The organism is Corynebacterium sp. (genome assembly GCF_012838985.1).
In the GTDB taxonomy this organism is placed as follows: Bacteria; Actinomycetota; Actinomycetes; order Mycobacteriales; family Mycobacteriaceae; genus Corynebacterium.
On record NZ_DUOE01000007.1, the window covers coordinates 1 to 12,086 of the forward strand.

13 protein-coding genes are annotated in these 12,086 nt (G+C 67.8%); 2 read left to right on the forward strand and 11 right to left on the reverse strand.

Annotation, left to right across the window (positions count from 1 at the left end):
- The 4 genes from GXZ33_RS00235 to pgsA all read right to left on the reverse strand — a co-directional run.
- Window positions 1-526 (reverse strand): PspA/IM30 family protein (locus tag GXZ33_RS00235; protein ID WP_291338861.1); only part of this gene is annotated, 526 nt, incomplete at its 3' end.
- Between the two features lie 75 nt (window positions 527-601).
- Complete coding sequence (locus GXZ33_RS00240) at window positions 602-928, reverse strand: helix-turn-helix transcriptional regulator (protein WP_291338862.1); 327 nt, start codon at window positions 926-928, stop codon at window positions 602-604.
- 8 nt (window positions 929-936) lie between these two features.
- Window positions 937-1,398 (reverse strand): CinA family protein, encoded by a 462-nt coding sequence (locus GXZ33_RS00245; protein WP_291338863.1) that lies wholly within the window; start codon window positions 1,396-1,398, stop codon window positions 937-939.
- Window positions 1,395-1,964 (reverse strand): CDP-diacylglycerol--glycerol-3-phosphate 3-phosphatidyltransferase, encoded by a 570-nt coding sequence (gene pgsA, locus GXZ33_RS00250; protein ID WP_291338864.1) that lies wholly within the window; start codon window positions 1,962-1,964, stop codon window positions 1,395-1,397. The genes GXZ33_RS00245 and pgsA overlap by 4 nt, the downstream gene beginning before the upstream one ends.
- A gap of 43 nt (window positions 1,965-2,007) precedes the next feature.
- Between pgsA and GXZ33_RS00255 the strand changes: the two genes are divergently transcribed.
- Entirely contained in the window at window positions 2,008-2,316 is a 309-nt protein-coding gene (locus tag GXZ33_RS00255; RefSeq protein WP_291338865.1) for a YciI family protein, read from the forward strand.
- 60 nt (window positions 2,317-2,376) lie between these two features.
- Here GXZ33_RS00255 and GXZ33_RS00260 read toward each other — a convergent pair whose 3' ends face one another.
- From GXZ33_RS00260 to dapB, 7 genes are all read right to left on the reverse strand, one after another.
- Window positions 2,377-3,504 carry a TerC family protein gene (locus GXZ33_RS00260; protein ID WP_291338866.1) on the reverse strand — a complete coding sequence of 376 codons (1,128 nt, stop codon included), beginning with the start codon at window positions 3,502-3,504 and terminating at the stop codon, window positions 2,377-2,379.
- A gap of 275 nt (window positions 3,505-3,779) precedes the next feature.
- The gene (locus tag GXZ33_RS00265) at window positions 3,780-6,584 is read right to left on the reverse strand and encodes a DNA translocase FtsK (protein WP_291338867.1); all 2,805 of its coding nucleotides are present in this window, start codon (window positions 6,582-6,584) and stop codon (window positions 3,780-3,782) included.
- An 85-nt stretch (window positions 6,585-6,669) separates the two neighbouring features.
- Entirely contained in the window at window positions 6,670-7,296 is a 627-nt protein-coding gene (locus tag GXZ33_RS00270) for a TIGR03085 family metal-binding protein (protein ID WP_291338868.1), read from the reverse strand.
- A 40-nt stretch (window positions 7,297-7,336) separates the two neighbouring features.
- On the reverse strand, window positions 7,337-9,412 hold the full coding sequence (locus GXZ33_RS00275; RefSeq protein ID WP_291338869.1) for a ribonuclease J: 2,076 nt from the start codon (window positions 9,410-9,412) through the stop codon (window positions 7,337-7,339).
- A gap of 2 nt (window positions 9,413-9,414) precedes the next feature.
- Window positions 9,415-10,323, reverse strand: a complete 909-nt coding sequence (dapA, locus tag GXZ33_RS00280) for a 4-hydroxy-tetrahydrodipicolinate synthase (protein WP_291338870.1) — start codon at window positions 10,321-10,323, stop codon at window positions 9,415-9,417.
- Window positions 10,324-10,373: 50 nt separating this feature from the next.
- Entirely contained in the window at window positions 10,374-11,132 is a 759-nt protein-coding gene (gene thyX / locus GXZ33_RS00285; RefSeq protein ID WP_291338871.1) for an FAD-dependent thymidylate synthase, read from the reverse strand.
- Window positions 11,133-11,135: 3 nt separating this feature from the next.
- On the reverse strand, window positions 11,136-11,882 hold the full coding sequence (gene dapB, locus GXZ33_RS00290) for a 4-hydroxy-tetrahydrodipicolinate reductase (protein WP_291338872.1): 747 nt from the start codon (window positions 11,880-11,882) through the stop codon (window positions 11,136-11,138).
- A gap of 61 nt (window positions 11,883-11,943) precedes the next feature.
- Between dapB and GXZ33_RS00295 the strand changes: the two genes are divergently transcribed.
- Window positions 11,944-12,086, forward strand: a 143-nt coding sequence (locus GXZ33_RS00295) for a VOC family protein (protein WP_291338873.1), incomplete at its 3' end; no start/stop codon positions are given.

Consider the following 12,086-nt stretch of genomic DNA (forward strand, 5'->3'; position numbering starts at 1 on the left):
CGTTCATGGACTGCAGGGACTCGGAGACCTTCTCCTGCATCTTGGCCTGCTCCAGCTGGGAGAGCAGCTTGGTGCGCTCGGCGACCTTCTGCTGCAGGGCCATGGCGTTGCGCTCGACGGCCTGCTTAGCCTGGTCGGCCTGCTGCAGGGCCTGGTCGTGGAGCTGCTTGGTGTCCTCGACGGACTGCTCCGCGGTGACCAGCTGCGCGGCGAAGGCCTCGGCGGCGTTCTCGTACTCCACGGCCTTCTTCTCGTCGCCCTCGGCGCGGGCCTTGTCGGCCAGCTGCAGCGCCTGACGGGTGTTGGCCTGGAGCTTCTCGATCTCACCGAGACGACGGTTCAGCTGCATCTCCAGCTGACGCTGGTTGCCGATGACGGCGGCGGCCTGCTGCGACAGCTCCTGGTGCTGACGCTGGGCATCCTCGATGGCCTGCTGAATCTGCACCTTCGGGTCGGCGTTCTCCTCGATCTTCGAGTCGAACAGCGCCATGAGATACTTCCATGCCTTGACGAAGGGGTTAGCCATGTCGGTTCGGGCCTTCCTGATTATTGTTCAACGTTTTACGCCACCATGGTAGCGGAGTGGGGTGTGGACCGTCGGTTAGGCGTGCAGTGATTCGGAGGCCAGTTCCTCCGCCACGGAATGGAGCGCCATGGAGCCGGCGGCCTCGATGAGGACATCGGCGACAGAGGTGCCCAGTGCATGGCACACGGAGGCCAGCAGCTCACTGGAGACCTCCTTGCGGCCGCGTTCCAGTTCGGAGAGGTAACCCGGGGAGACCCGCGCCGTTTCGGCGAGTTCCCGGAGGGTGATTCCCTGGTCCGCCCGGAAGGCGCGCAGGGCGGCACCGAGTGCCTCCCGCAGCAGTGGTTCGGGTGTGCGTCGGGTGGTGACGATCGGGGTATCAAGTACAGCGGTGGTAACCATTACTCCTTCTAACGTCCGGGTGACCCGGATTGTTCCACGCGGGAGGCAAGTCCCGTCAATGCAGCATTCACGGCCTGTTCACGGATGTCACGTCGGGTGCCACGGAGCTGCAGGCGCTGCGTGTCGACGCCCGCCTCCCCCGCGTACCCGATCCACACCTCACCCACCGGGTGTTCCCCCTGCGCATCGGGGCCGGCGACCCCGGTCAGGGACACCCCCCAGTCCGCCCCGCAGCGCTCCCGCGCCCCGCGCGCCATCGCGGCGGCGGTCCCCTCCGCCACCGGGTCCGCCCCCTCCGGCACGCCGGCGAGCGAGTACTTCAGGTCGGTGGCGTAGGTGATGAGACCACCCCGCAGCACCGCCGACGCCCCCGGGGTGTCCGCCAGCGTCGCGGCGGCCAGCCCCGCGGTCAGGGACTCACAGAAGGCGACGGTGAGCCCGCGGCGGCGGAGAACCTCGACGAGGGTCACTGCTTCCTCGAGTCCCACAGGTACTGCGCACCGGTGAACACGGTGACGGCGACGGCCGCGAGCATGACGATCCACGTCGGCAGGTCCATCCACCCGGGCAGCGGTATGAGGTACAGGGCGATCGCGAGGGCCTGCAGCGTCGTCTTGATCTTGCCGCCCTTCGAGGCGGGGACAACCAGGCCGCGGCGCAGCATGACCATGCGCCACAGGGTGATGCCGAACTCACGCACCAGGATGACCACGGTCACCCAGACGGGCAGCACACCGGTGATGTTGAGGCCCACGAGGGCCGCGGTGATGAGCGCCTTGTCGGCGATGGGGTCGGCGATCTTGCCGAAGTCCGTCACCAGGTTGCGGGCACGGGCGATGTCACCGTCGAGTTTGTCGGTGATCATGAGGGCGACGAAGACGCCGAAGGCCCACCACATCTGGCCCGTGAGGAGGAGCCAGAGGAACAGCGGGATGACCAGGATGCGCAGGCTCGTCAACACATTGGGGAGGTTGAAGTTGCTGGGCTGGGCCGGTTCTGTCGGCTCGGTCGGCTCGGTCGGCGTTGGTGCAGTCACGTCACTCACCCTACCTGTCAGCCCCGGCGTAGAATCGGACGACATGAAGTACTTCGCAGTCCACTACCAGTACCCCGACGGCGCCGAGGAGATCGTGCGCCTGCGCCCCGAGCACCGCGCCTGGCTGGCCACGCTCGCCGAGACCGACCGCCTCGTCGGCTCCGGCCCCTACATCGACGGGCAGGGTGGCGCTCTCATCGTCATCCGGATGTCGGACACCGCCACCCTGCGTGACGCGGAGAAGCTGATGGACAACGACCCGTTCACCCGCGAGGGTGCGCTCACCGGTCGTGTGGTCCGCGAGTGGAAGCCCGTGCTCAACGTGTTCCGCTCCCCGACCGACGAGTGCTAGATCCCACGCACGGCAGAACCCCCGGCACCAGACGGTGCCGGGGGTTCTGTTCGTCCTGCGCTACTTCTCGCCCAGGTCGCTGAGCTTCGTGGACCCGTTCGCAGAGCCGGGCCGGTCGGCCGGCAGGTCGAGGTGGCCGGTGGAGTACTTCTCCTCGTCGGTGAGCTCGTGGCCCCACTCCTCGGGGCGGACGCGGATGTCGATGGCACCCTGCGCCTCCTCCCACTTGTTGCGCCAGATGGACGCGAGGACCGTGACCGTGAGCACGCCCACGATGACCAGCAGCGAGGCCTCCGTCGGGATCTCCGGGACCGCGACGTCCTCACCGCCGTTGATGAACGGCAGGTTGTTCTCGTGCAGGGCGTGCAGCATGAGCTTTCCGCCGATGAACGCCAGGATGAGACCCAGGCCGTAGGGCAGGTAGACCAGGCGGTCGAGCAGGCCGTCGAGCAGGAAGTACATCTGACGCAGACCCATGAGGGAGAACGCGTTGGTGGTGAACACCAGGTACGCCTCAGTGGTGATGCCGTAGATCGCCGGGATGGAGTCGAAGGCGAACATGACGTCGACCAGGCCGATGGCCACCAGCGCCACGAACAGCGGGGTGAGGGCGAACCTGCCGCGGTACTTCGTGGTGAGCTTGTCGCCGTCGTAACCCGGGGTGACCGGCACGACCTTGCGCAGCCACGTGATGATCTTCATGTCGTTCGGGTCGGTCTCGGGGGCGTCGGTGATCTCATCCCAGAGCAGCTTCACCGCGGTCCACAGCAGGAAGATGGCGAAGAGGTAGAACACGTCCGACCAGGCGGAGATGAGCGCGGCACCCGCCAGGATGAACAGCAGACGGAAGAACAGCGCCAGGACGATGCCGATGAGCAGCACCTTCTGCTGGTACTTCCGCGGGATCTTGAAGGCGCCCATGATGAGCGCGAAGACGAAGAGGTTGTCCACGCTCAGCGCCTTCTCCGTCACGTAACCGGTGAAGTACTCCATGCCGTGCCGGTGGTCCCACATGAAGTAGACGAACACACCGAACAGCAGCGCCAGGCCGACGTAGAACGCGGACCACGTGGCCGATTCCCTGATGGTCGGCTCATGCGGGGTGCGTACGTGGGAGTAGAAGTCGAAGATGAAGAATCCGAGGATCACCACGATGGTGGCGATCCAGATCCACAGGGGAACTGTCACAGCGTGAGCCTCCGGTCTCTCAGGGTTGCATAAAGGACCGGAGGTCTCCCCCACCTGACGGGGTGAGGCCGACACGACCGGGTTCCTCCACGGGAACCGTGTTGACGATCAGTGACGCTTAGGGGGTACTCCCCTCCATGCGCGTTCACTATACACGCGCAGAGAGTGCCACCCACCCGGGCGCGGGTGGGTGCCGCCGCCGCAGGTGCCTCCACCGCCGGGCAGGGTGCCACCCACCCGGGCGCGGGTGGGTGGGCGCGTCGTCAGGCACCTGCTCAGAAGACCCCGCGCGGCGGATCCGCCTGCACGACGGTGACGTCGCCGGTGTCAGCGGGGTCGCCGTCGGCGGCCCCGTCCTCCCAGCCCGCCTCCTTGGGGGCCTCGGCAGGGTCGGCGCCCTTGATCATCCAGATGATCGTCTCCAGCTCCTCGGGCTTGACCAGCACGTCACGGGCCTTGGACCCCTCGGAGGGGCCGACGACGCCGCGGGTCTCCATGAGGTCCATGAGGCGGCCGGCCTTGGCGAAGCCGATGCGCAGCTTGCGCTGCAGCATGGAGGTGGAGCCCAGCTGCGAGGTGACGACGAGCTCGACGGCCTCGAGGAGGTCGTCCATGTCCTTGCCGATGTCCTCGTCGATCTCCCGCTTGGCGTCGGTGGTCTTGTCCTCGGTGACGCCCTCGGTGTAGTTGGGCTGGGCCTGGGCCTTGGCGGCCTCGACGACGCCCTGGATCTCCTCGTCGGTGACGAAGGCACCCTGGAGTCGCTGCGGCTTGCCGGCGCCCTGCGGGATGAACAGGGCGTCACCCATGCCGATGAGCTTCTCCGCGCCGGCCTGGTCGAGGATGACGCGGGAGTCGGTGAGCGAGGACGTGGCGAAGGCCAGGCGCGAGGGCACGTTCGTCTTGATCAGACCGGTGACCACGTCGACGGACGGGCGCTGGGTGGCCAGGACGAGGTGGATGCCGGCGGCACGCGCCTTCTGGGTGATGCGGACGATGGAGTCCTCGATCTCCTTCGGCGCGGTCATCATGAGATCGGCGAGCTCGTCGACGACGCAGATGATGTACGGGTACGCGCGGTACTCGCGCTGCGAGCCCGGCGGGGTCTCGATCTCGCCGGCCTTGATCTTGCGGTTGAAGTCCTTGATGTGGCGCACGCGCGCGGACTTCATGTCCATGTAGCGCTGCTCCATCTCCTCGACCAGCCACTGCAGGGCGGCGGACGCCTTCTTCGGCTGCGTGATGATCGGGGTGATCAGGTGCGGGATGCCCTCGTAGGGGGTGAGCTCCACCATCTTCGGGTCGACGAGGATGAGGCGCACCTCCTCCGGGGTCGCGCGGGTGAGCAGCGACACGAGCATGGAGTTGATGAACGCGGACTTACCGGAGCCGGTGGAACCGGCGACCAGCAGGTGCGGCATCTTCTGCACGGAGTGCGAGATGAAGTCGCCCTCGATGTCCTTGCCCAGGCCGATGAGCATGGGGTCGTGGTTGCCGCGGGTCGCGGGTGCGTTGAGCACGTCCGCCAGGCGGACCATCTCACGGTCGGTGTTGGGCACCTCGATGCCGACGAGCGACTTGCCCGGGATCGGGGTGAGCAGACGGACGTTGTCCGTGGCCACGGCGTACGCCAGGTTGGACTGCAGGTTCGTGATCTTGGAGACCTTGACGCCCGGGCCCAGCTCCACCTCGTAGCGGGTGACGGTCGGGCCGCGGGAGAAGCCGGTGACGGTGGCGTCGACGTTGAACTCGTGGAAGACCTCGGTGATCGCCTCGATCATCCGGTCGTTGGTCTCGGTGCGGGTCTTGGGGCGCTCGCCGTCGATGAGCAGGTCGGTGCTCGGCAGACGGTAGTCGCTGGTGGTCTCCGGCTGGCGCGGCGCCGGGGCGGGCTCGTCGACGAGCTCCGACTTCGGCGTCGTGGCGGGGACGGCCCCGGCGTCGATTCCGGAACGGGCGACAATGGCCCGGCGCATCTGCTCGCGCGAGGCGGCGACGGCGTCCTCGGACACGGCCGGGAACTCATCGGTGTCGGCGCGGGTGACGGGCGTGTCGAAGAGCGTGTGCTGGGTGTCGTGCTCGAACTCCTCGCCGGGGTCATCCTCCGGTTCCTCGACCGGGTAGTTGTCCATGGGGCTTCGCGACGTCCGCGTGGTCCGTGCCGCCCGTGCAGCACGCGCCGGTCGGGGGCGACGTTCGCGGCCCTCGGCGAGGTCCTCGATGTCGTCGTCGGCGTAGCCGTAGAGGTCATCATCCTCGTCGGCGCCGAGGTCGTCGTGCTCCGCGCCCGGCCAGCGGAAGTCGCGGATGAGTTCCCCGGCGTAGTCGAAGGCCTGCCGGGTGGTGATGCCCGTGACCTTGAGGGCGCCGTAGATGATCACCAGGATCAGCAGCGGCACCGCGACGTAGGAGCTGAAACCCATGGCGAGGGTGCCGCCGGTCCATGCGCCGATCGCACCGCCGGCGATGAGGCGGCCCTCCCAGGTCTGCGGGTCACCGGCGAACAGGTGCACCAGGCCGAGCATCGACACGACGATGAGCCCGGTGCCCAGGGCGATCCGCCCGCGGTCGCCGGGGCGCTGCTCGACGCCGACCATCAGGGCGATGGCCAGGGCGATGAGCGCGACCGGCAGGATGAGCGCGCCGGCGCCGATGACCAGGTGCGCGCCGTGGGAGATGGCCGCGCCGATGGGGCCGGCGATGTCGAGCCACACGGAGGCGCCGAGCACGGCCGCCAGTCCGAGGATCGTCAGGGCGATGCCGTCCATGTCGGCGGGTTCGCGTTCCTCCTCCGGCTCCGTGGTGGCGCGGGAGTTCTTCACGGGTGCGGTGTCGGCGGGCTCCTCCCGGCGGCGGGTGGCGCTGCGGGTGAGGTTGCCCATGCCGCGGGCGAGGGAGCTCAGTCCCCCTCCGACCGCACGGAAAGCGCTGCCGGTCCTCTCGTCGGAGGTCTCAGCAGCGCGGAACGCAGAGGTCTGGGGGGCCGGTGGTGCGGCCTTCGAGGAGCTGCGTCCTGAGGGCCGGGTGCGGTCCTTCCTGGTCCCCTTCTGGGTGCGGGATGCCGAGCTTCGTACAGACATGGCCCCCACTGTAGTTGCTCAAACCACACTATTCACATCAGCCACACCGGACTCAGGTAAAACTTCCGCTATGAAACAGTCAAGTTCACAGCCCTGATCGGCGGACGTCGGAGGCGGTGCCGTCGATAAGCACCTCGACCGCATCGCGCCCGTAGACCCACAGCAGAAGCTCCCCCACGGAGCCCGACACGCGCACCACATTCTCGCCGTCGAGGCTCACGCCACGCTCATCCGCCGCGACGATCCGCGGCAGCCCCGTCGGATGGAGGATCACCGGCGAGAGACTGCGGCGGAGCAGACGCGGCGCCAGCATCCTGAGGATCCCGTGCAGCTGCTCCTTCACCACCGCACTGAACTCACGCGGCCGCGCCACCCCGTCACCGCGGCGCACGTCCTCATGGTGGACGAAGTGTTCCGCGGTGTTCATCTGCTTGTCGACGAGCCGCACCGGGTTCAACCGCCCCGGCCCCTCCGCCCAGTCCCGGACGAGATCCTCATAGTCACGCTCCCCCGCCCGCGCACTCGCCCTGGCCAGACGGCCGGCCAGCGCGGGCACGAACATGCCGAGCGCCGCCGGCAGGTTGTTCTCGCGGAGGTACAGGTGCACCGCGAGATCCCGGGTGGTCCACCCCTCGCACAGCGTCGGGGCGTCGGGGCCGAGCTCGAGGAGGAGGGCGGCCAGGCGGGCACGTTCGGTGCTGGAAAAAGACATGCACCCCAGCATAGTGCCGGGGTGCATGTGACGAACGGGATTAGAGCGACGGGCGTGCCGAGGCCCTGATCTGGTCGTCGTCGATGGTGCTGTCGATGTCGGAGGTCATCGGGACCACCGTCGGCAGGATCATCGGCTCACGACGCCACTTCTGCTCCACGAAACGGGAGATGCGGCGACGCAGCTGCTGGACCATGCGGTACGGGTTGTTCTCGCCCTCCGCGGCCAGGTCGTTGAGGACGGTCTCCGCCAGCTCCTTGACCTCCGGGGTCATGGCGCGGTCGTCCTCGGTGAAGCCCTTCGTCTCGACGGTCGGGGACTCCATGAGACGGCCCGTACGGTTGTCGATGACCGCGGTGATGGAGATCAGGCCGCCGGAGCCGAGGCTCGTGCGGTCCGCCAGGACATCGGCGTCGACCTCACCCATGGTGGTGCCGTCGACGTACAGGTTACCGACCGGGATCTGGCCGACCACCTGGGCGCGGCCGTCGACCAGGTCGACGACGACACCGTTCTGGGCCAGCACGACGCGGTCACGCTCGGTGCCGGTCGCGATGGCCAGCTCCTTGTTCGCACGCAGGTGACGCCACTCGCCGTGGACCGGCATGGCGTTCTTCGGGCGGGCCGCGTTGTAGAGGAACAGCAGCTCGCCGGCGTAGCCGTGACCGGAGGTGTGGACCTTGGCGTCCTTGCCGGTGATCACGGTCGCGCCGATCTGGGCGAGCATGTTGATGACACCGAACACGGCCTCCTCGTTGCCCGGGACGAGCGAGGAGGACAGGATGATCAGGTCGCCGTCACGGACGGTGATCTGACGGTGCTCACGACGGGCCATGCGGGACAGGGCGGCCATCGGCTCACCCTGGGTACCGGTGGTGATGAGCATGACCTTGTGCGGCGCCATCTTCGAGGCGTCGTCCATGGACACGATCGTGCCGCGTGGGGCCTTGAGGTAGCCCATCTTCTCGGCGATCTCCATGTTGCGGATCATCGAGCGGCCGTTGAACGCGACCTTGCGGCCGGCGGCCACGGCGGCGTCGACGGCGGCCTGCACACGGTAGACGTTGGAGGCGAAGGACGCGAGGATGACCCGCTGGCGGGCATCCGCGACCAGACGCTTGAGCGTCGGCGCCACATCGGCCTCGGACCCGGAGACACCCGGGGTCGTGGCGTTGGTGGAGTCGCACAGCATGAGGTCGACGCCCTCGTCGCCGAAGCGGGACAGGGCCGGCAGGTCGGTCGGACGACCGTCGGTCGGGGTCTGGTCCAGCTTGATGTCACCGGTGTGGATGACCAGACCGGCGCCGGTCTTGATGGCCAGGCCCAGGCAGTCCGGGATCGAGTGGTTGACGGCCCAGAAACGGATGTTGAACGGACCGCGGTTCTCGTTGGACTGCTCGTTGACCTCGATGAGCTTCGGACGCAGGCGGTGCTCCTTGCACTTCGCCGCGATGAGCGCGAGGGTGAAGCGGGAGGCCAGGATCGGGATGTCCGGGCGCAGCTTGAGCAGCCACGGGATGGCACCGATGTGGTCCTCATGGCCGTGGGTGACCACGAGCGCGTCAACGCGGTCGAGGTGCTTCTCGATCGGACCGAAGTCCGGCAGGATCAGGTCGACGCCCGGCTCACCCGAGGACGGGAAGAGCACGCCGCAGTCGACGATGAGCAGACGGTTGTTGTACTCGAAGACCGTCATGTTGCGGCCGATCTCCGAGATACCGCCCAGCGCGTAGATGCGCAGGCCGTTGCGCGGGGCCTTCGGCGGCTCCGGCAGACGACGGGTCAGGTCAGCGCCCTGCATGGACTTGACGACGTTACGACGTCCCCGTCCACCCTGCTGGCCACCCTGACCGCCCTGACCGCCCTGGCCGCGGCCACCACGGCCACCGCGGCCTCCACGGCCGCCGCCACCGTTACGGGAGCGGTTACCGTCGCCCCGCGGGGCGTTGTCGGTCTCCTGGGACTTCCGTTCGGTGGTCTTCTTCTCGGCGGATGCGCCGCTTCCGTTCGTTTCCGGGGTCGGTGCCTGGAAAACCGGGGATGCACCAGTGCTCTCGGTCTCCGGCGGGCCCGCCTTGCGGGTAACCTTCCGGGCACGATTACGGGATTCAGTCATATTTAAAGGACTCCAGCCTTTTCCATGTCACGGCGGAGGGCCTCAATCTCCTGCTCGTCGGGAGCGACGACAGGCAGACGCGGGTCCCCCACCTCAATGCCCTGCAGACGCAGGGCAGCCTTGGCCATGCTGACACCACCCAGGCGACCCTGAGCGGCGATCAGCGGTGAAAGAACAGTGGCGTTGATTTCCCGCGCACGGGCGAGGTCGCCTTCCTCGAAACTTGTGTACAGCTCACGCAGAGCCTGGGGTGCGGCATGGCCGACCACGGAAACGAATCCCGAGGCGCCGAGAGACAGCCACGGGACGTTCAGCGGATCATCGCCCGAGTACCAGGCGAGACCGGTCTCATGCATGAGCGGTGCAGACTCGGCCATGTTACCCTTTGCATCCTTCACCGCACGAATGGTGGGCAGCTCCGCGAGTCGGCGGATGGTCTCCCCCTCGATCGGGATCGAGGAGCGCGGCGGGATGTCGTAGAGCATGATCGGCAGGTCAGTGGCCCCGGCGACGGCCTTGAAGTGCTGGTAGACACCCTCCTGGCTCGGCTTCGAGTAGTAGGGGGTGACCACGAGCAGGGCGTCGGCGCCGGCCTCTGCGGAGGCGCGTGCCAGCTCGATGGAGGAGGCGGTGTCGTTGGTGCCGGCACCGGCGATGAGCTTGGCCCGGTCGCCGACCTCCTCCTTCACAGCCTTGAGCAGGCTGATCTTCTCGTCGACCGTGGTGGTCGGGGACTCACCGGTCGTGCCCGCGAGCACGAGGGCGTCCAGACCGTTGTCGACGAGGTGGGCCGCGATACGGCGGCCGGCCTCAAGGTCAAGGGCGCCGTCCCGGTCGAAGGGGGTGACCATGGCGACGCAGACGGTACCGAAGTCCTCGACCCCGGTCTTCGAAGTCATACCTGTACTCATGGTGTTCAAGGTTACCTGTTTACCTTTCCGCCTGGGGAATCCCCGGCAGGTCAGAAGTCTGTGGCGTAGGGGCTGACGGCCATCTCGGTGCCGTCGGAGAGGGTGGAGATCTGGAAGTCGGCGAAGAGCACCGGGGACTGCTCCGCGAGGAGGCGGAGGCACGCGACCGCCAGGGCACGGATCTCGACGTCCGCGTGTTCGGTGGCCCGGGCCCCGATGAAGTGGCGCCACGCCCGGTAGTTGCCGGTGACGACGATGCGTGACTCCGTGGCGTTCGGCAGCACCGCGCGGGCGGCCTGCCGCGCCTGCTTCTTGCGGAGCAGGGCGTTGGGCTCCTCGGAGAGCTTGTCCTCGAGGGCGTCGAGAAGCTCCTGGTAGATGAAGCGCGACTCGTCGACGGCGCGGAGCATCATGCGGGCGAGCTCCGGGTCGTCGGAGATGAGCTTCGGCAGCACGACCTCGGCCTCGTCGGTGTGGACGAAACGCTGGGAGAGCTGCGAGAAGCTGAAGTGCCGGTGGCGGACCAGCTCGTGGGTGGCTGAGCGGGAGATGCCGCGGATGTAGAGCGTCGCGGTGGCGTGCTCGAGAAGTGCGGTGTGCCCGACCTCCATGATGTGGCGGAGGTAGGCGTCGTTGGCCGCGGTGCGCGGGTTGGGTTTGTCGAAGGTCTCGTAGCAGGCGCGGCCCGCGAACTCGACGAGCGCCTCGGCGCCGGTGGCGGATTCATCGGCCTCCCAGTCCACGCCGGCGGGCGGGGTGAACTGCGTGGCCGCGATGAGCTGGACGTCCAGGTCGACGGGCTTGGCCACTGCCTACATCCCCAGGTAGCTGTCGAGTCCCACGGTCAGGCCGTCATGGTTGGCCACCTCGCGGACACCGAGGAGCACACCCGGCACGAAGGAGGTGCGGTCGTAGGAGTCCTGGCGGATGGTCAGGGACTGGCCCTGCGCGCCGAAGATGATGTCCTCGTGGGCGACCATGCCGGTCATGCGCACGCCGTGGACACGCACGCCGTCGACGTCAGCGCCGCGGGCTCCCTCGAGGGTCTGCTCGGTGGCGTCCGGGATCGGGCCCAGGCCGGCCTCCTTGCGCGCCTCGGCGATGCCCTGCGCCGTGTGGATCGCGGTACCGGAGGGGGCGTCCAGCTTGTAGGGGTGGTGGTACTCGACGACCTCGGCGGAGTCGAAGAAGGGGGCGGCCTGCCGGGCGAAGGCCATGGCCAGCACCGCGGAGATCGCGAAGTTCGGGGCGATGAGCACGTTGCCCGCGCCCTCCGCCGCGCACCACTCACGGACCTGGGCGAGGCGCTCCTCGTCGAAACCGGTGGTGCCCACCACCGCGTGGATGCCGTTGGCGATGCAGAACTCCAGGTTGCCCATCACGGAACCCGGGGTGGTGAAGTCGACGACGACCTCCGCGCCGGCGTCGAGAAGCATCTGCAGATCATCGTCCTGGTCGACCTGTGCGACGAGCTCGAGGCCCTCCGCCTCGTTGACGCCCTCGCACACCGCCGAGCCGACACGGCCCTTCGCACCGAGCACTCCCACCTTGACCGCCATGGTTCCTCCTCTGAGTTCCTGAAAGATTCGGTGTCCCAGTCTAGGCGCATAGGATCGGGACATGCGCATCAACATCACCAGCATCTACGTCGAGGATCAGCAGAAGGCGCGGGACTTCTACGTCGACACCCTCGGATTCCGCGTCCGGCACGACATTCCGGTCGGCGACGGCGCCCGCTGGCTCACGCTCGTCTCCCCCGAGGA